Genomic DNA, 20,201 nt, shown 5'->3' with positions numbered 1-20,201 from the left:
CTATTGGTCGCTTTTCTATTATTTTCCTTTTTTACGTGCTTTTGCTTTTTGTTTTTGCTGACCACGATTTTTAGGTTTAGATTTTGGTGGCTTACGTTTTGTAGGACCACCTAAATTCACCTTTTTATTTTTATCTTTTTTCTCGTGAAAAGCAGCGCCACGCTCTTCAATTTTTACAGTTGTAAGCGCTTTCATTTTTACAACTTCTTTTTCGAATTCACGTTTTACAGGATTAATTTTTACTTTGTCTTCAGGGAAGGGAAGTACATCAATCTCTTTGTTCATCAATTCTTCAATAGCATCTAATCGTTCAATTTCTTTTTCAGAAAAATAAGAAATAGCTTCACCTTTTTTATCTGCACGACCTGTACGTCCAATTCGATGAATATATTGTTCTGGTACATCAGGAATTTCAAAGTTGATAACATGGGTTACATCAGGAATATCTAATCCACGCGCCATAATATCAGTTGTAATAATACCACGATATTCATCTCGAGAAAAAGCTTCCATCGTTCTCAAACGATAATTTTGCGATTTATTCGAATGTATAACACCAAATTCATCAGGATAAATTTCGTCTAAATGATTAAAGATTAAATCTGCATGTTTCTTATTGTTTGCAAAAATCAAAACTTTTTCAAATTTTGCTTTATCTTCTAATTGATAGCTAACTAAATTTAATTTCGTATTGAAATTTTCTACTGCAATAGCTGCTTGAGCTATTTTTTCTAATGGTGTTCCCGAACGAGCTAAAGAAATTTCGACAGGATTTTTAAAGTATTCATGCAACATATCATCAACTTGATCAGTCATTGTTGCAGAAAATAGAATGTTTTGACGTTTATCACTCATCATGGTAAACAAATGAATCAATTGCGGGCGAAAACCTAAACTTAACATTTCGTCAAATTCATCCACCACTAATTTTTTCATTTCTTTGAATGATAAAATATTGTCAATCGCTAAATCCAATACACGTCCTGGTGTTCCAACCAAAATATCGACACCTTCGTAGACCAATAATTTTTGTGTGTTAATGTTAACACCTCCATAAATACCAAGCACACGAACATTGATAAACTCAGTTAATTGTTCTAAAATATCAGTCACCTGAACCACTAATTCGCGAGTCGGAACCAGAATAACAATCTTTGGTTGATTTGTTTTAGAAAATTGATAGGTATTCAGCAAAGGCAATAAATAAGCCAATGTTTTACCTGTACCTGTTTGTGCAATACCCATTATATCACGTCCAGAAAGAATCGGTCTGAACGATTTTTCTTGTATTGGAGTAGGGGTTGTGATATTCAACTTTTCTAAAGCTGAATTCAATTGTTTTGTTAATTCGAAATCCGCGAATGTAGCTTTCATTTGGCAAAGATAAGTTTTCTTGATGAATTCTTAAAAACTCAATGAGCAATCCGTTTAAATTCGTCTAATCTTTGTACTTTTGCATTTCGATTAAGTAAAAAGGAATAAAATGAGTTTAAAACAATACATCACACAGAATGTTTTAGAAGCGATTCAAAACGTTTATCAAATTAACCCAGAATCTGTTGAAATTCAGTTTACAAGGAAAGAATTTGAAGGTGATTATACATTAGTTGTTTTCCCATTAATTAGAACTTTGAAAGGTAAACCAGAAGATATCGGTACTAAAATCGGTGAAAATTTGGTCGAAAATAATAAAATTACAGCATTTAATGTTGTAAAAGGTTTCTTGAATATGAGCTTAAATTCTGTAGATTTTTTAGAAAATTTTGCTCAAAATGCTCAAAACGCTACATTCGGAATTACGAAAGTTGACGAGAATTCGAGAACTGTGATGGTAGAATATTCTTCTCCAAATACAAACAAACCGCTGCATTTAGGACATGTTCGTAATAATTTGTTAGGTTTTTCGGTTGCTCAAATTATAGAAGCGGCAGGAAATAATGTGATCAAAACACAAATTATCAACGATCGTGGGATTCACATTTGTAAATCGATGATTGCATGGGAAAAATTTGGAAATGGTGAAACACCAGAATCTGCAAATATGAAAGGCGATCATTTGGTTGGAAAATATTATGTAGAATTTGATAAACATTACCGCGAAGAGATCAAAGCATTGGTAGCGCAAGGAAAAACGGAAGAAGAAGCAAAAAAGGAGGCTCCAATTTTTTTAGAAGCTCAAAAAATGTTGCGCCAATGGGAAGCACATGATCCGAAAGTGATTGAGCTATGGCAAACGATGAATGGTTGGGTGTACGATGGTTTTGCGAAAACATACAAACGTCTTGGGGTTGCTTTTGACGAATATTTATACGAATCAAATACGTATATTTTAGGTAAAGATATTGTTGAAGAAGGTTTAAACAAAGGTGTTTTCTTCAAAAAAGATGACGGTTCTGTTTGGATTGATTTGACTGAAGATGGTTTGGATGAGAAATTAGTTTTACGTTCAGATGGAACTTCAGTTTATATAACACAAGATTTAGGAACTGCTGTAGAGCGTTTCAAGAACAATCCAACGTTAGAAGAATTGACGTATGTTGTAGGAAATGAGCAAGATTATCACTTCAAAGTTTTATTCTTAATCCTTAAAAAATTAGGTTTTTCTTGGGCAGATGCTTTACATCATTTATCATACGGAATGGTTGATTTACCAAATGGTAAAATGAAATCTCGTGAAGGTACAGTTGTCGACGCGGACGAATTGATGGAAGATGTATACATAACAGCCAAAGAAATTTCGGAAGAGTTAGGTAAATTGGATGGCTTATCGGAAGATGAAAAAGCTGAATTGTACGAAACAATTGCGATGGGAGCTTTGAAATATTATATTTTGAAAGTAGATCCGAAGAAACGTATTTTATTTGATCCAAAAGAATCAGTAGATTTTAATGGTAATACAGGACCATTTATTCAATATACGTTTGCACGTATTCAATCTTTGTTGAGAAAAGAATCTCCAAAAGAGTTTGATGCAAATTCTATTCAATTGAATGATGCAGAAAAAGAAATTATTCGTGCATTATATGATTTTGAAGATACGATTAATAAAGCAGCTGTGGAAATGAGTCCAGCGTTGATTGCGAATTATGTGTACGAATTGGTGAAATTATTTAACTCGTTCTACCAAAATAATCCAATCTTGAAAAATGAAGATGAAAATGTGAAAAATTTCCGTTTGTATCTTTCTCAATGGGTTGCCAATACAATTCAAAATTCGTTACGTTTATTAGGAATAGGTGTTCCAGAAAGAATGTAATTATTGTATAAAATAAATATAGAAAAAATGCCTCATGATTGATGAGGCATTTTTTTTATTCATTTATCAATTGTTCAGCGAATTGATTGTATTCTTGTTCTTTTTGAATCTTCTTTAATTTCCAAAACCAATAAATCGCACCGATTGGTAAGGCAATTGCTAAAGTAGAAAAGATTGATGCAAAGTTGAAACCATAACCAAGCAACTGAAAATTAAAAAACTGAAAATCAAAACCATCTAATGGCGCATATTTAATAGTCGGAAAATTTAAAAATATTAAAGCAATATATTTTAACCATTTAAGTTTTAATTGACTTTTTCTGATCATATTAAACACATAAATATTAAAAATAGGAATCGCTAAACCTATAATTGCAACAGCATAAAATAACACCATTGAAGGCAGAGGTTGATTAGAAAATTCTGGACTTACATTTAAAACTTTCTTGGTATTATCATCGTAAATGAATTTTATAATACCATAATTTTTATCATTCTGAAATAATATATTAACATTTGTAGAATTTGGAATAGTATTGCTGTTGGTCGAATAATGTTTATTTGCGCCTAAAAAAGTAAATTCCACCTCTTTTCCGTATTGGGATATCATATCAGTTCTGAATTGATACAGACCTTCGTTCAAAACATTTTTATCCATGTTTTTCATTCCTTCATGTTCTAAAGCAAATAAATCAATGTTTTCATCAATCTTGCCATTCATAATGTTGTCCATAAATACAACAGCGCTTTTTTTGTATTCTTTTGTATTGCTATAAAATTGACAAGAATTGGTAATTAAAAATAGGAGAAGTAGAAGTGATAAGTTTTTTAAGTGAAATTTCATAATTAGTTGAATAGAAAAATAAAAATAATAAATATTGTCTAATATAATTATAAGTTTGTTACTAAATTAAGATTTATCTTTGCTTCCTTATTTTAGTAAATAAAAGATGAAAATAGGAGATTTAATCAAACAAAAAGATCCAAACGATAAATTTAATTTGAAACGATTTCATGATGCACAAAGCTTTGTGTACGACGAAATTTTGATGGAAGTTCATGCCGGGAAAAAGCAAACGAATTGGATGGTTTTTATGTTTCCTCAACTTGCTGGTTTAGGTTCGAGTGATTCGTCATTAGAGTTTTCGATTTCTTCAAAAGAAGAAGCGAGAGCTTTTGTGAAGGATGAAGAACTTTGGGAAAATTATTTAGAAGTTTTGTCTGTACTATTAATGCGTCATAAAGGAGTTATTCCTCAATTAATTTTTGGAAAAAATGATGCAATGAAACTAAAATCGAGCTTGACTTTATTTAACTTCATCGCTCCAAAAGAGAAAATTATCAAAGATGTGTTGAAGTTTTTTTATGCAGATCAGACAGATAAAAAAACATTGTCTATTCTAAAACAAATGAATAAATAAAAAAAATCTCGCAATTGCGAGATTTTTTTTATTTATTAAGAATTATTTTTTGATTATTTTCTTTGTTACATCTTTTCCATCAATAGTAGATTTTAAGATATAAGTACCTTTTGGCAAAGAAGAAACATTAATTTGTTTTTGATCTGAGTTAAGAACTTTCTGTCCAGCCATATTGTATAAAATAGATGAAGAAACTTGTCCTTTTGTTTCAATATTAATTACATCTGTAGTAGGGTTTGGATATACTTCAAATTTTGTAGTATTTACTTCAGAAGTTCCTAATTTAGGTAATGAAATAAGGAAAGATACAGTTCCCATGTCGGTTCTTCCTAAACCAACAATTTTAGTTCCGTCTTTAGACATTCCTAATGGTAAAGCGAAAGTAATTCCTAAATCATCATATCCTAATGAACTTACATATTCGTTAAGTTCAACACGTCCAGTTTTTTCTGTCCAAATAAAACCTTCACCCATTGCTGCTGGTCCTGGCCATGGTCTATAAAATCCTACAACAACGCTACCATCTCTACTGATAGCACTTGACATTCCATTAAAATAGATACCTTGATCCGGATGTTCAATTTTTTGCACACCAGTTTCTTTACTATAACGCATTGCGATATCATCACCTGTTGCACCTATCATCCATTTACCATCTCCAGAGATACCTCCTAGTTCTAGTACTTCATAGCCTTCTTGATCTAAAACTTGGTGTCTTTCACCATTTTCCCAATATACACCCCAACGATCCCAGTTAGTATCATGCCAGCCAACTGCAATTTTTCCATCATCACTAATTCCGTTTGCACGAGAGTAATACTCTCCATCTGTTTTTAAATCAGTAAAACCAGTAGTTTCATTCCAGACTACTCCATGAAAACTACCATCAGGAGTTTCAGCTAAACCAGAAATGTATTTTCCATCTGCACTCATTCCCCAAACAGAACTTATATCTTGACTACGTCCTCCGATGCCTCCTAAGTATTTCCAAGTATCTTTTTCAATATCATATATAGACATTTGGTTTTTTCCATCAGTAGGATTCATTGTCATTGCAGCGATTTTCTTACCATCTTCGGTAACTAATACAGAACCTCCATTTGCAGTGTCAGGAGCAATTTCTCCTAGTAATTGAATACCTTTATCTGGAGTCCAATAATAATTATTATCAACAGTATTTAAAGTTACAACTTTTCCGTCTGTAGACACACTATATGCAGTTTGTCCATCACCAATTACATAAACTTGTGCATTTACAAAGTTTGAACCTACTAATAGTGCAGATAAAAATGCAATACTTTTAAGTTTTGAGTAAATCTTTTTCATTTTAAAATTTGTGTTAATTATTTCAATCATAAAATTAGAATTATTACTGTATGGTAAAGTGGCTTTATATTAATGTTTTATTGTTTTCCGATTTATTAAAGTTTAAATAATTTATAATCAGTAATTTATTCATTTGAAGTAGTTTGATTATTATAAAGAAATTCATTGAATTCATTGATGAATTATTAAAGAAAAGAGCTAGTAATAATATTATTTTAAAAATATTTTGGCGCATTGAACTAAAATAATGAATGTAAAATTATCGAACATGAATAAATATTTATTCAAAATATTTACGAATTAGAGAATTGGTTTGTTTTTTGCTTAATTCGAGCAAATATAATTAGGCAATAAAGAAAAGGAATACTATTTTTGGACTATGCAGCTTTCCTCTAAACAAAAGTTTTTTCAATATCTCAAAAAATCAATTAATTTTTTTCAAAATTTATTGAATCTCTTAAAACTTGTACTGACAGAAAGACAATTTTTGTACTTGTCATGTATTTTAGTTGCGATTTCATCTGCATTTGCTGTGATCGTTTTAAAAACATTTGCACACATCGTTTTTCAATTTACAGTTTACATTAATAATTTAGTTAAGCTTCCTTATATTAATAGTATACTTCCGATTATTGGGATTTTGCTTACGGTTTTTGTTGTGCAAAAATTTTTGAATGGTTCAATAGAAAAAGGAACTTCTCAAATTATGATTGCTGTAGCTAAAAAATCAGGAATAATGCCTAAAAAACAAATGTATGCACAAATTGTTACCAGCTCTTTAACTGTTGGTATGGGTGGTTCAGCAGGTTTAGAGTCGCCAATTACCATCACAGGTGCAGCCTTTGGATCAAATTATGCACAATACTATAGGTTTAAATATAAAGAACGTACTTTGTTATTGGCATGTGGAGTTGCGGCAGGTATTGCAGCGGCTTTTAATGCGCCAATCGCAGGTGTATTATTTGCTATAGAAATTGTATTAGCAGATATGAGTGTTACTGCTTTTATTCCATTGTTGTTATCCTCTGCAACAGGAGCTTTGATTGCAAATTTAACATTGAAAAGTAATATGTTATTATCATTTCGGTATGCTTTAGGTTTTGATTATCACAATGTGATTTTTTATGTTATTTTGGGTGTATTGGCAGGCTTTATTTCTGTTTATCATGCCAGATTATTTCGTAAAGTGGAACATCTTATTGGCAATTATTCGGATAATGTTTATTGGCGAGCAATGGTTGGAGCAGGGAGTTTAGCAATTTTGATTTTCTTTTTTCCCACTTTATTTGGAGAAGGTTATGAAAGTATTAAATATTTAGCAAATGATGAAGCAGGTTTTATTCTGAATAATTCTTTGTTAGAAGATTTTAGGACTAATCAATGGGTTGTTTTAGCCTTTGTTTTTGTAACTATTTTAATAAAATCTATTGCAACAGGATTGACATTAGGAAGTGGTGGAAACGGTGGAAATTTCGCACCATCTTTGTTTGTTGGCTCATATTTGGGCTATGTTGTCGCAAAAGTATTTAATCTCATCGGTTTCAAAGATGTTCCTGTAGGAAATTTTACTGTTGTTGGAATGGCAGCAGTTTTGAGTGGATTATTTCATGCACCTTTAACAGCTATTTTCTTGATTGCGGAAATTACAGGAGGTTACGGATTAATGATTCCACTGATGATTGTCTCTTCTATTAGTTTTGCAATTTCTAAACGTTATGACAAATATTCGATGGATATATACGCAATAGCGGATAAAGGAATTGTTTTTACCTCGGATAAAGATCGTAATCTTTTTAATAAAATAGATTTATTTTCTATTTACATCAAGAATATTAAAACATTGACAGTTTATGATTCAATAGAAGATATCAAAACTATTTTTTCGACTACTACGCAAGATTTTATTCCTGTTTTAAATGAAGATCAATCTATTCATGGAATTATCGTTTTAGACAATATTCGATCATTTATTTTTAAGGATAATTTAGAGGGAAAAAGTTATCTTGAATGCATTACAAGCGCTTCTTCTACATCAATCTTTACAAACGCAGCAACTGTGATGAAGATGATGGAAAGTAAAAAAACAGAATATATTTTATTAACTAAAAAAGGTAAGTTTGAAGGCTATGTTACAGAAAGTTTATTGCTTGAGAATTACCGTTCTAATTTGAATAAATTACGAATAGAATAATGTTTTAATTCTGAATGCCTTTAAAAATTAATTCATAATTATCATATTTTTTTCGAAGTCGTTGTTTTGCTTTTTTAACAGAATCTGGCGTTATACCTAACAAATGAGCTATTTATATATTCGTTAAACCTAATTTTGTAAGGTAAATAATCCGTAAATTTGATTCAGTTAAATCTGAAAAATTATTTTCTAAATAAGATACAAAATCAGCCTTTTCAGATGCAAAAACTTTTTTAAAGTTATTCCAATTTTCATCCGTCATCAAATGAGATTTCAACAAATTATTCAATTGTAATTCATGTTCTTCTGTTTTTTTATTGGATGATTTTGATAAATTATCAATTTCTTTATTCAATATTTCTATCTGTGTATTTTTATCAGCTAAATATATCTTGTAAGAATCTAAGGTTTTATTAACCTTATTTAAGCGGCTTTCAGACTTTAATTTTTCATTATGTAATTTTAATACTTTGTTGTCATTTATAGAATTTTGAATTTTCATTTTTCTTTTAAACGATATAAAAACGAATAAAATAATGATAGTTAGTAAGATAGAAATAATTATAAGTGCATTTTTTAGCAGAATGGTTTTTTCACGTTTTATTTTTTCAGTTTCATATTTATAATCAAAATTATTTTTTTGGATATTCCAATTTATTTCATTGATTACATTTTCACCATCCGTAAGCTTTATTTCAGTTTCTAACTCACTTAATTTGCGTCGAAAATCGAGTTCTTCTGCTGTATTTCCTTTTTTTATAGCAATATCCAGTAAAAGTGTGAAGATATCTTTCTCAAAACTATTAAGATAAGCTTTTCCAGAAGTGTATTTTTTTGCTTCGTTTAATATTTCTTTTGCCTCATCAATTCTGTCTAACTGCAAATATAATTTTCCAAGTTGAATATTAGCGTACATTAAATTTCTATGATTTTTACTTTCTCTAGAAATTTCGATATCCGTTATTAAATTTTGAATTGCAAGCTCATATTCTTTATTTTGAATTTGAATACCAGCAATATCTCCTAACGCTTGCATACCTAATTTTATCATTATTCTTTACGGCGTGTTCTTTGGTTTGATTAAAATAATGATTAGCCTTTGCGGTATCCTTTTTTTCAAGGAAAATATGTCCAATGGCATTCAGAATTGAGCCGTATTCATTGTCTTTTTTATTTGCATATTGTAGTGCCAAAAATAGATATTTTTCACTTTTATCCAATTCTTTTACATTCATAAAGAAAAAAGCATTTTTTTGTAAACATCACTTTTCTGGAAAACATTATTATTGTCTGCAAAATCTAATAACTTAGACGATTCCATAAAATAAGGATAAGCCTTTAAATATTGATTATAACTATAGTAATAGTAACCAAATTGAGTATTTATCCAAATTTGCATATCTATTAAGCCTAAATCTTTTGCAGTTTTTCTTGCAGAATTAAAAAGTTGTTCACTTTTTGGATTTAATTTATCTAATTTTTCAGCATAAATATTGGCTAATAAAGTTTGATAAATAATATTCAGATTTTTTGAAACGTAATCATTTGATTTACTACGTAGAATATCAAAATTTCTTTTTAATTGAATAGAATCTTTCACATCTTTATTTTGATTAATTACACAATCTAATAGCAATAAATCTTTTGCTTCTCGACTGGAAGTAAATGAAGTTGTAAATAAAGTGTTACATAGTATAAACGTAAATAAAATAAAGATTCTATGCATACATATTTTTTATCAAAGATAATAGTAAAATTTATTTATCTTAACATATTGTTAATTAGCAGTCTATAAATTATTAACTTTGATTATTCCCGAAAAATATATCATCTTAAAAAGATAGATCTACAACTAATTTATAATTTTAATATAATTGAGCGTGATGATTTCATCTAAAAATTATTAATGTTGTTGTTTTTTCTAATGATTATCTCTAAAATATTTTTTATTCTAAATTTTTAAATTACTTAAATATTTGTTAAACAGTCTTTTATTGTTTGTCCCCTTTGATGTCCCCCACAAAAAAATGATTTTTATTTTAGATGTGCATAATTTTGACACAAGTTATTAGATGATTACTAATGCTAACCTATAAAGCAAACTACATGATAACTTTAACAACTTAAACCTATTATATTAATTACAAAATGAATTCCTCTGAATACGACTCTTAGAGGAATTTTTTTTGTATTATTTTCTTCGTAATTTGGTCTTAGAATTTTTATAATGGAAAGATTAAAGAAAATAAATTACTCAGTGTTAGATTTGGCTTATGTTAGAGAAGGAGAGTCATTAAATCAGACATTTGAAAATACATTAGAAAATGCGAAATTTGTAGATGAAATAGGTTATAGTCGTTATTGGCTTTCGGAACATCACAATATGCAAAATGTCGCAAGTGCTTCAACTTCACTTTTAATCGGCTATGTAGCAAATGGAACATCAAAAATAAAAGTAGGTTCGGGTGGAATTATGCTCCCAAATCATTCTACTTTATCGATTGCAGAGCAATTTGGAACATTAGATGCCCTTTATCCAAATCGGATAGATTTAGGTCTTGGTCGTGCTCCAGGTACGGATCAGTTAACAGCGTCTATTTTGCGTCGTGGCAATAATTTTATGAATTATAATTTTGAAGCTGAAATCAAAGACTTACAAAACTATTTTAGCACCGATAATAAAGATAGTAAAGTTCGTGCAATTCCTGGAGAAGGTGCAAATGTGCCACTTTACATTTTGGGCTCTAGTACAGATTCGGCTTTTTTGGCGGCTAAATTAGGTTTACCTTACGCTTTTGCTGGGCATTTTGCGCCTCAACAGTTTTATAACGCGGTCGAAATTTATCGTTCTCAATTTCAACCTTCAGAATTTTTGAAAGAACCTTATACAATTGCTTGTGTTAATGTAATTGCATCAAATACAGACGAGCAAGCACATTATTTATCCATGTCAATGTACCAAGCTTTTCTCAATATTATTACCGATAAACGTCAACCAATTGTGCCACCAGAAAAAACACAATTAGAGCTCGCTTCACAAGAACAGAAATACATGCTAAAAGGTATGACCGCATTATCTTTTATTGGGAGCAAAGGTACTTTATCGCAAGCTTTTGATGAATTTATTTTCGAATCTAAAGTAGATGAAATAATGGTTTCTACAAATGTTTTTGATCAAAAAGCAAAAAGAAAATCGTATCAAATTGTAAGTGAATTGTTTCGTTAAATGAACCAAAAAAAATCATTCTCAAAAGTCGCTTATTATTGGATGTTTATTGATCAGTTTAAAGATCAATTTACACTTATTTTGATGTTTAATCTTTTGCTTTTCTTTGTTGCAAATCATTGGAGTTACCTCGTTCCTGAAGTTTATTTATTTGTCAATCACAAAGATGTTTTTAATTTATTTCGAGAACAATTTGTACCAACTGCTTTTTTCGAAGTATTGGCTTATACTTATTTGGGTTCATTATTCCTTCATTTGGGAACGTATAAATTGAATAAAACATGGATGTTTAGATTAAATGCATTACTTCTAATCATCGTTTCGACTTATTTTTGGACAATTCCTTCTTTGCAAAGTCTAAAAATGATACTAGAAAGAATGCATCCTTATTTTATCTTAGCAATTGTGGGACAAATCGCTTTGTATTTAATCGTTGGGAATGATTTTTTTTGCCTTATCAAAAATAAAAGAAAACAAGCCAAAATCAATCATTCTTAGTTATATTTGCCAAAACTTAATTTTACAAAAATCAAACTATGTACTCATTTGATAAATTTCACGAATTAATTTCCGAAACAATCGATAACAATCCATTTTCTAAAAATCCAGAAGAATTATACGAACCAATGGATTATATTTTGAATATTGGAGGTAAAAGAATTCGTCCAATTTTGACTTTATTGGGAACTGATTTGTTTGATGGTGATGTTCAAAAAGCATTGAAACCTTCTTTAGCAATCGAGTTTTTTCATAATTTTTCGTTGATGCACGACGATATTATGGATAATGCTTCTTTGAGAAGAAACAAAGCGACTGTTCATGAAAAATTTGGATTGAATACAGCAATTCTTTCTGGTGACGCCATGTTGGTAAAAGCTTATCAATATTTAGAAGATATGGAACCTGAATTGTTTAAGCGTTCTACGAAACTTTTTTCACATACAGCTTTAGAGGTTTGTGAAGGACAACAATTGGATGTTAATTACGAAACGAAATTAAATGTTTCGTATGAAGATTATATCAAAATGATCTCTCTTAAAACAAGTGTTTTACTTGGTTGTGCCCTAAAATTAGGTGCAATGATTGGAAATGCTTCTGAAGAAGATGCAGATAAATTATACCAATATGGTTTGAATTTAGGTATTGCATATCAGTTGAAAGATGACTATTTGGATGTGTTTGGTAGCCTTGAACATTTAGGTAAAAAACATGCCGGTGATATTTTCGAGAATAAGAAAACAATTCTTTATATTTCAGCTTTAGAGGCTGCAAATGAAGAAGAAAAGGAAGAGTTATTATATTGGTATAGTTCAAATACCGATAATATAGATAAGGTATATGCGGTAGAAAAATTATTCAGAAAGCTGAATGTAAACCGTAAATTATCGACCTTAATTAGAGAATATACTAATAAAGCGCATAGTTATTTGGATCAAATTGATGTTCCAGAAGAACGAAAAACGTATTTAAGAGAATTGAGTGAAGTTTTAATTGATCGTCAAGGATAAGAAAAATGCAATTTAGAACGACTTTCCAAATTCAACCTTCTGATTTTAAGCTGCATCATCAACATCAAATTTTGACGATTGGTTCTTGCTTTTCAGACGAAATTGGAAAATATTTAGTCGATTTAAAATTTAATGCATGTGTTAATCCGTTTGGCGTAATTTTTAATACAATTTCTATTCAAAAATTAATCGAAAGAAGCATTCATAAAAAATACTTTACAACTGCAGATGTACATCAGAATGGAGAAGAATTTTTCTGTTTTGATGTACATTCGTCGTTTAATGCACTTACAAAAGTTGAAGTTTTAGAGAGATTAAATTCAACTCTGGAGCAAGTTTATCAGTTTATTTACTCTTGTGATGTTGTAATGATAACCTTGGGAACTTCATGGATTTACGAATGGAAAAACACCAATCAAATTGTTGCAAACTGTCATAAAGTTGAGGCAAAACAATTTGAAAAAAAATTGTTGACTACTGAAGAAAATCTAAAATCGTTAGAATTAATTGTTTCAGATTTGAAGAAAATTAATCCAAACATCAGATTGATTACAACAGTTAGTCCAGTTCGTCATACAAAAGATGGAATAATCGAAAATAATGTAAGCAAAGCAAGATTAATAGATGCTTTGTATCAACTGAATCTTCAATATAATCAAGTTGACTATTTTCCGTCTTACGAATTGGTTTTGGATGATTTGAGAGATTATCGTTTTTTTAAAGAAGATCTTATTCATCCTTCTAAACAGGCAGTTGATTACATTTGGGAAAAGTTTTCAGTAACTTATTTAGAGCAATCAACACATACTATTAATCAAAAAATAAACAAAGTCATTTCAGCGATGAATCATCATCCTTTTAATGAAGAATCAGAAAATCATCAAAAATTTTTAGTTAAAACAATTGCTTTGATGAATGAATTAGAAAAAGACAATCAGCTTGATTTTTCGCTTGAAAAAGAATGTTTAAGATCAAAATTAAAACAATGTTAATTGATACACATACACATCTTTATTCAGAACAATTTGAAAATGATAGAGATGAAGTAATTGCGCGAGCAAAAGAAAATGGAGTAGAGCGATTTTATTTGCCTGCAATCGACAAAAGTTATACAGACAAAATGTTGGCATTAGAAGCTCAGCATCAAGGTTCGATGTTTGCGATGATGGGATTGCATCCGTGTTCGGTTCATCCAGACACAATAGAAGAGGAATTAACTCATGTTCGCGAATGGATTGACAAACGTTCATTTAAAGCGATTGGTGAAATTGGAATCGACTTGTATTGGGAAAAAGAATTTCTAAAAACACAACAAGATGCATTTAAAACGCAGATTGAATGGGCAAAAGAAAAGAATTTACCAATTGTGATTCATTGTCGTGATGCATTCAACGAAGTTTTTGAAGTATTAGAGGAAGTGAAAGACGAAAAATTATTCGGAATTTTTCATTGCTTTTCAGGAACAAAAGAAGATGCGCAACGTGCAATTGATTTCAATTTAAAATTAGGAATTGGAGGAGTCGTAACATTTAAAAATGGTAAAATAGATCAATTTTTAGGTGATTTTGACATCAATCATATCGTTCTCGAAACAGATTCACCTTATTTAGCGCCAGTTCCGTTTCGAGGGAAACGAAATGAAAGTAGTTATCTAACATATATTTGTGATAAATTAGTAGATATTTATCACAAAACACCAGCTGAAATAGCAACAATTACAACAAAAAATGCATTAGACATTTTCGAACGTTAGGAAAAATCAGAATAGAAAAATTATATTTGCAAAAGAAAACCTTTGACAAAATGAAATACAAAAGAATATTACTTAAATTAAGTGGAGAAGCATTAATGGGAGATTTACAATATGGTATCGATCCAAATATGCTGAAACAATATGCTCAACAAATTAGAGAAGTAGCAGAACTTGGTTGCGAAGTGGCAATCGTAATTGGAGGAGGTAATATTTTTAGAGGTGTTCAGGGTGTAGCTTCTGGTATGGATCGCGTACAAGGAGATTACATGGGAATGTTGGCTACCGTGATAAATAGTATGGCATTACAAGGAGCTTTGGAAGATGCTGGAGTTAATACGCGTTTACAAACAGCTATTCGTATGGAACAAATTGCAGAACCATTTATCAAAAGAAGAGCGACGCGTCATTTAGAAAAAGGTCGTGTAGTAATTTTTGGAGCTGGAACAGGAAATCCGTACTTTACAACAGATACAGCTGCTGTATTAAGAGCAATTGAAACACAAGCAGATGTTATTTTGAAAGGAACACGTGTGGATGGAATTTATACAGCTGATCCAGAAAAAGATCCATCTGCAGAAAAATTTGAAACAATTTCTTATCAAGAAGTGTACGATAAAAACTTAAAAGTAATGGATATGACAGCTTTTACTTTGAGTGAAGAGAATAATTTACCTATTATTGTATTTGATATGAATACAGATGGTAACTTGAAAAAATTAATATTAGGAGAAAACGTAGGTACTCTTGTAACAAATAAATAAATCCCGAAATGGAAGAATTAGATCTAATTTTAGAAACGGCAAAGGAACAAATGCAAGGAACAGTTGATCACTTAAATGTTGCATTTGACAAATTAAGAGCAGGTAAAGCAACTCCTGCTATGTTAAGTTCAGTTCGTGTTGATTATTACGGTAGTTTATCTCCGTTAACTCAAATTGCAAACGTAAATACACCAGATGCAATGACATTGAGCATTCAACCGTACGAAAGAAATTTAATTGGTGAAATCGAAAAAGCAATAATTAATGCTAATTTAGGTTTTGCACCTTCTAACAATGGAGATTCTATTATTATTAGTATTCCACCAGTAACAGAAGAGCGTCGTAAAGAGTTGGTGAAAATGGCGAAAGCTGAAATGGAAAATGCAAAAGTTTCTATTCGTAATGCTCGTCAAGATGCAAACAAAGCGCTGAAAAGTACAAAAGATGCATCTGAAGACATGGTGAAAGATTACGAAACACGTGTACAAGGATTAACGGATAAGTTTTCTAAGAAATTAGAAGAAGCTTTAACGAAAAAAGAAGCTGAAATCATGAAAGTTTAATCTTTCAAGAAAAAAAGATATTTTAAGGCAGCGTTTCGCTGCTTTTTTTATTTATTTGCATAATCAATTTCAAAAAATGAAGAACTATTTATTCTTGCTAAATTTCTGTATTTCAATTGCTGCATTTGCTCAAATAAAAGTAAGAGTTTTCGATGCTCAAGATGAATTTCGTTTAACAGGTGCTAACATTTATAGCGATACAAAACAATTTCTTGGTCAAACAGATGATTTGGGAGAATTGAACATCAACGATTCAATTCATTTTATTGATGTGATAAAAAACGGATATTTTACAGAAAGTATTCAGACTAACGGAAAAAAAATAGTCGAAATTATGATGAAACCATCTTTCATTAGTTTAGATGAGGTAACCTTTACCACTAACGATTCTGTAGGACGAAATATCATCATCAAAGCCATTCGAAATCAATCCAAAAACACGATCAAAAAAGGAGGTAATATCTTTTTGAAATCATACACCAAATTCTGGAGTACAGTAAATAATGATTCGATTCCTTATATTATTCAACCACAGAATCAAAAGGATTCTGTCAATAATCAATGGAAAAAACTGTTAGATAATAGCCACTTATTTTTAGGTGAACGTGCGATGGATCATAAAGTTTCGAAACGATTAGGTTTGAAAAATATCGTTCAATCTTCTCGAATTTCTGGTATGCGTTCTCCGTTATATGAATATTTGGCAATGCAACCGATTGCATTTAATTTTGATCAAGATAAAATCAATTTTTTCTTCAATGGAATTGTTAATCCTATAAGTAGAGAAGGTCTTTCTCATTACCGTTATGGTTTTAAAGAAGATATTTTTATTGAAGGAAGAAAAACAGCAGTTGTTAGCTTTTTTCCATCTATCAAATCAGAAAAACGTCAGATCAAAGGAACGCTTTGGATTGATGACAAAACTAATGCTTTAATCAAATTCGAAGGAGAAAATACAAGTGCCAATTATGTTGCGGAGTTAGAAGCTGATTGGAAACTGAACAATGGAACTTGGGTGCCGAATCAGCAAAAATATCGCATGGAGGCCGGAAATTTCAAGGTTACTGAAAAATTAGCATCAGACGATTTTATAGATAAAAAAGAAAAAATATGGATTAATCTCGAAACAACTTTCAAGGATATTCAAAATCCAGCTCATTTTAAGCGTAATGAATTTTTAGGTTACGAAGACGAAATTTCGTTTCAAAATATGAACGAAAAGAAATGGGATAATGTGATGGAAGATTATCGAGATAATTCGTTGTCAAATAAAGAGCGAAATACCTACACAACAATTGATAGTATTGGCAATAAATATAAATTAGAACGTCAAATGAAGTTAATGCGTATTATCAATTCAGGAGGAAAATTATCGTTAGGAAAAGTTGATCTTGATTTGACAAAAATTTTAGCGTTTAATGATTACGAAGGTTTTCGACTTGGGGCTGCTTTTAATACAAACGAAAACTGGAGCGACAAATATTCATTGAATGCGTATTCTGCTTACGGTTTTAAAGACGAAATATTCAAGTTTGGTTTTGGAGGAGATTATTTTGTGAATAAACCTTATTCAGGTCGAATTTTCGCAAAATATTCACAAGATGTTTCTGCTTCTGGAAAAACTCCAATTTTATTACAATCAAATTATACACGTTTAATCAGTGGTGCATTTAGCAATATTTATAACCGCGAATATTTTTCTTTTAAACGATATTCTTTTGGTTATGAACAAGATATATTTAAGAATGTAACCTTCAATATTTCGACAAATTACGAAAAACAACAAGCAGAATTTAATTATTCATTCTTAAATACGAATGGTTGGTACGATTTGTATAACACGCAATTAGCAATTCGTTTTGCACCAAAAGACAAATTTATCAGAACGCCCTACGGAAAAGTGACTGTTAATAGTGGTAAATCTGTTTTCTATGCAACACTAACCAAATATTGGGATGTGTTCAATTCGGACTATAATCCATTGCGTTTTAATGTTTCTTACTTTGATGTTTTTGATACGCGTGTAGGTAAAACCAATTTAAACATCAACGCAGGTTGGGTTGAAGGTAAAATGCCGTTGATGAACTTGTTCGAAGGACAAGGTAATGCAAAACGAAATGATGTTGCTAACTTTGGTGTTGGAGGTTTAACAAATTTCGAAACAATGCGACCAGGAGAATTTTATTCGGATAAATTTGTATCTTTTCAGTTGAAACATATTTTTGCTGGTGTGAAGGTTGGAAACAGAATTATTTTCCCTCAATTTGTTTACCGTGGTGTTTTAGGGGATATGGAAGATAGAGCAGATCATCAAAATTTAGAGTTTAAAACATTGAATCATTATTACCACGAAACAGGAGTTGAAGTAAATAATTTAATTTTCAAAACATTTGGTTTAGGCGCTTTCTATCGTTTAGGTGCATATTCAGAAGAAAAATTCCAAGATAATTTCTATTTAAAATTAACGGTTAATTTGAATTTCTTGTAGGATAAGGATGATGTCATTCTGAACTCGCTTCATAATCGATCATTTTAAAAGCTAAAATCACTTCAAAAAATAAACTAAAATCAAAAATCCTTTACATTTTTATTGAAATTGTAAAGGATTTTTAGGTTGGTTAAAAAATATTCGCAAAAATTATGCCTATAATTTTTATAACTTTAAATAATAACTAAATTTGTAAGGATAAATTAAAAAAATATGCAATCGTACGGAATTAAAGCCTTATTAGAAAAAGGCAAGGATTTGTTGCTACAGGAAGTAGTTGTAAATGGATGGGTAAGATCGTTCAGAAGTAATCGTTTCATCGCGTTGAATGACGGTTCTACAATTAATAATATTCAAGTAGTAATAGATTTCGAAAATTTTGACGAGTCGATTATAAAACAAATTTCTACAGCTGCGTCTTTACAAGTAAAAGGAGAAGTCGTAGAAAGTGAAGGAGCAGGTCAAGAGATTGAAATCATTGCGAAAGAAATCAAAGTTTTAGGAACTGCGCCGTCAGAAGATTTAAAAGGAACTATTTTACAACCAAAACAGCACAGTTTAGAGATTTTGCGAGAGCAAGCGCATTTACGTTTCAGAACAAATGTTTTTGCTGCAACAATGCGTGTTCGTAATGCCTTAATGTTTGGTATTCACAAGTATTTCAACGAAAATGGATTTTGTTACATCAATACGCCTATTATCACAGGTTCTGATGCTGAAGGAGCAGGAGAAATGTTTCATATCACTAACTTAGATATGGATAACCTACCTAAAAACGAAGAAGGGAAAGTAGATTATACACAAGATTTCTTTGGTAAAGCGACGAACTTAACGGTTTCTGGACAATTAGAAGGAGAAACTGCAGCAATGGGATTAGGTAAAATTTATACATTTGGACCTACTTTCCGTGCAGAAAACTCGAACACATCTCGTCACTTAGCTGAATTCTGGATGATAGAGCCTGAAGTTGCGTTTTTCCGTTTAGATCAAAATATGGATTTGGCAGAAGATTTCATGAAATCTGTCATCACTTACGCAATGGAAACATGTCAAGATGATTTGAAATTCTTAGCTGAACGATTTGATAAAGAACAAAAACAAAAACCAGAAGCTGAGCGTTCTGAATTAGGATTAATCGAGCGTTTAGAATATGTATTAAACAACAAATTTATTCGTTTAAGCTATACAGAAGCAATTGATATCTTAAAAGATTCTAAACCAAATAAAAAAGGTAAGTTTAAATATCCAATCGAAGGTTGGGGAGCAGATTTACAGTCAGAACACGAACGTTATTTAGTTGAAAAACATTTTAAAACACCTGTGATTTTATTTGATTATCCAGCGGAAATCAAAGCATTCTATATGCGTATGAATGATGATGGAAAAACAGTTCGTGCAATGGACGTTTTATTCCCTGGTATTGGAGAAATTATCGGAGGTTCTGAGCGTGAAGAGCGTTTAGAAGTTTTAGATGAAAAAATGGAAAAATTCGGAATTGATAAAGAAGAATTATGGTGGTACCGCGACACAAGACGTTTCGGTTCTGTACCACATTCTGGTTTCGGATTAGGTTTAGAGCGTTTGGTATTATTTGTAACTGGAATGGGTAACATTCGTGATGTTATTCCTTTCCCGAGAACGCCGAACAATGCGGAATTTTAATAAGAAATAATTTACACGGATTTATGCTTAAATATTGTAACTTTAA

At 30.7% G+C, this 20,201-nt stretch carries 18 protein-coding genes; 12 read left to right on the top strand and 6 right to left on the bottom strand.

The features are described from left to right. Window positions 1-18 precede the first annotated feature (18 nt). Window positions 19-1,374 carry a DEAD/DEAH box helicase gene (locus NZD85_RS03005; RefSeq protein WP_260543350.1) on the bottom strand — a complete coding sequence of 452 codons (1,356 nt, stop codon included), beginning with the start codon at window positions 1,372-1,374 and terminating at the stop codon, window positions 19-21. Between the two features lie 109 nt (window positions 1,375-1,483). Between NZD85_RS03005 and argS the strand changes: the two genes are divergently transcribed. Beyond that, window positions 1,484-3,256: an arginine--tRNA ligase gene (gene argS, locus NZD85_RS03000; RefSeq protein WP_260543348.1), complete on the top strand. Its 1,773-nt coding sequence runs from the start codon at window positions 1,484-1,486 to the stop codon at window positions 3,254-3,256. Window positions 3,257-3,311: 55 nt separating this feature from the next. Here argS and NZD85_RS02995 read toward each other — a convergent pair whose 3' ends face one another. Beyond that, entirely contained in the window at window positions 3,312-4,100 is a 789-nt protein-coding gene (locus NZD85_RS02995) for a hypothetical protein (protein WP_260543346.1), read from the bottom strand. A gap of 106 nt (window positions 4,101-4,206) precedes the next feature. On the opposite strand from NZD85_RS02995, the gene NZD85_RS02990 reads away from it, so the two are divergent. Then, window positions 4,207-4,677, top strand: coding sequence for a DUF1810 domain-containing protein (locus tag NZD85_RS02990; protein WP_260543343.1), 471 nt, complete (start codon window positions 4,207-4,209; stop codon window positions 4,675-4,677). Window positions 4,678-4,719: 42 nt separating this feature from the next. Here the strand turns inward: NZD85_RS02990 and NZD85_RS02985 are convergent, their stop codons facing one another. Then, a complete protein-coding gene (locus NZD85_RS02985) occupies window positions 4,720-6,003 on the bottom strand; it encodes a T9SS type A sorting domain-containing protein (protein WP_260543341.1) in 1,284 nt (427 codons plus the stop codon). A gap of 379 nt (window positions 6,004-6,382) precedes the next feature. Here NZD85_RS02985 and NZD85_RS02980 point away from each other — a divergent pair, with 379 nt between their 5' ends. After that, window positions 6,383-8,194, top strand: a complete 1,812-nt coding sequence (locus NZD85_RS02980; protein ID WP_171621751.1) for a chloride channel protein — start codon at window positions 6,383-6,385, stop codon at window positions 8,192-8,194. A 112-nt stretch (window positions 8,195-8,306) separates the two neighbouring features. On the opposite strand, the gene NZD85_RS02975 is transcribed toward NZD85_RS02980, so the two are convergent. From NZD85_RS02975 to NZD85_RS02965, 3 genes are read right to left on the bottom strand one after another with little or no spacing between them, the layout of a single operon-like run. Continuing rightward, window positions 8,307-9,230: a tetratricopeptide repeat protein gene (locus tag NZD85_RS02975; protein WP_260543338.1), complete on the bottom strand. Its 924-nt coding sequence runs from the start codon at window positions 9,228-9,230 to the stop codon at window positions 8,307-8,309. Beyond that, window positions 9,187-9,429: a hypothetical protein gene (locus NZD85_RS02970; RefSeq protein WP_260543337.1), complete on the bottom strand. Its 243-nt coding sequence runs from the start codon at window positions 9,427-9,429 to the stop codon at window positions 9,187-9,189. Before NZD85_RS02970 ends, NZD85_RS02975 begins: the two co-directional genes overlap by 44 nt. Beyond that, window positions 9,426-9,920 (bottom strand): hypothetical protein, encoded by a 495-nt coding sequence (locus NZD85_RS02965; RefSeq protein WP_260543336.1) that lies wholly within the window; start codon window positions 9,918-9,920, stop codon window positions 9,426-9,428. Before NZD85_RS02965 ends, NZD85_RS02970 begins: the two co-directional genes overlap by 4 nt. 501 nt (window positions 9,921-10,421) lie before the next feature. Between NZD85_RS02965 and NZD85_RS02960 the strand changes: the two genes are divergently transcribed. The 9 genes from NZD85_RS02960 to asnS all read left to right on the top strand — a co-directional run bounded on the left by NZD85_RS02960 (window position 10,422) and on the right by asnS (window position 20,155). Further along, window positions 10,422-11,420: an LLM class flavin-dependent oxidoreductase gene (locus NZD85_RS02960; protein WP_260543335.1), complete on the top strand. Its 999-nt coding sequence runs from the start codon at window positions 10,422-10,424 to the stop codon at window positions 11,418-11,420. Beyond that, window positions 11,421-11,918, top strand: a complete 498-nt coding sequence (locus tag NZD85_RS02955; RefSeq protein ID WP_225541847.1) for a hypothetical protein — start codon at window positions 11,421-11,423, stop codon at window positions 11,916-11,918. It abuts the gene before it with no gap. A gap of 38 nt (window positions 11,919-11,956) precedes the next feature. After that, window positions 11,957-12,928, top strand: coding sequence for a polyprenyl synthetase family protein (locus NZD85_RS02950; RefSeq protein WP_171621756.1), 972 nt, complete (start codon window positions 11,957-11,959; stop codon window positions 12,926-12,928). A 5-nt stretch (window positions 12,929-12,933) separates the two neighbouring features. Further along, entirely contained in the window at window positions 12,934-13,920 is a 987-nt protein-coding gene (locus NZD85_RS02945; RefSeq protein WP_225539927.1) for a GSCFA domain-containing protein, read from the top strand. Then, the gene (locus tag NZD85_RS02940; RefSeq protein WP_260543330.1) at window positions 13,914-14,681 is read left to right on the top strand and encodes a TatD family hydrolase; all 768 of its coding nucleotides are present in this window, start codon (window positions 13,914-13,916) and stop codon (window positions 14,679-14,681) included. The genes NZD85_RS02945 and NZD85_RS02940 overlap by 7 nt, the downstream gene beginning before the upstream one ends. Before the next feature lie 50 nt (window positions 14,682-14,731). Beyond that, entirely contained in the window at window positions 14,732-15,442 is a 711-nt protein-coding gene (gene pyrH / locus NZD85_RS02935; RefSeq protein WP_225539923.1) for a UMP kinase, read from the top strand. 8 nt (window positions 15,443-15,450) lie between these two features. After that, window positions 15,451-16,005: a ribosome recycling factor gene (gene frr, locus NZD85_RS02930; RefSeq protein ID WP_188320120.1), complete on the top strand. Its 555-nt coding sequence runs from the start codon at window positions 15,451-15,453 to the stop codon at window positions 16,003-16,005. 76 nt (window positions 16,006-16,081) lie between these two features. Further along, window positions 16,082-18,493, top strand: a complete 2,412-nt coding sequence (locus NZD85_RS02925) for a DUF5686 family protein (RefSeq protein WP_260543327.1) — start codon at window positions 16,082-16,084, stop codon at window positions 18,491-18,493. 213 nt (window positions 18,494-18,706) lie between these two features. Further along, complete coding sequence (asnS, locus tag NZD85_RS02920; protein ID WP_260543325.1) at window positions 18,707-20,155, top strand: asparagine--tRNA ligase; 1,449 nt, start codon at window positions 18,707-18,709, stop codon at window positions 20,153-20,155. The last annotated feature ends 46 nt before the right edge of the window (window positions 20,156-20,201 follow it).

Source organism: Empedobacter stercoris (assembly GCF_025244765.1).
Classification (GTDB): Bacteria; Bacteroidota; Bacteroidia; order Flavobacteriales; family Weeksellaceae; genus Empedobacter; species Empedobacter stercoris.
Note: the sequence above shows the minus strand (reverse complement) of the source record. Positions and strands in the feature narration are given on the sequence as shown.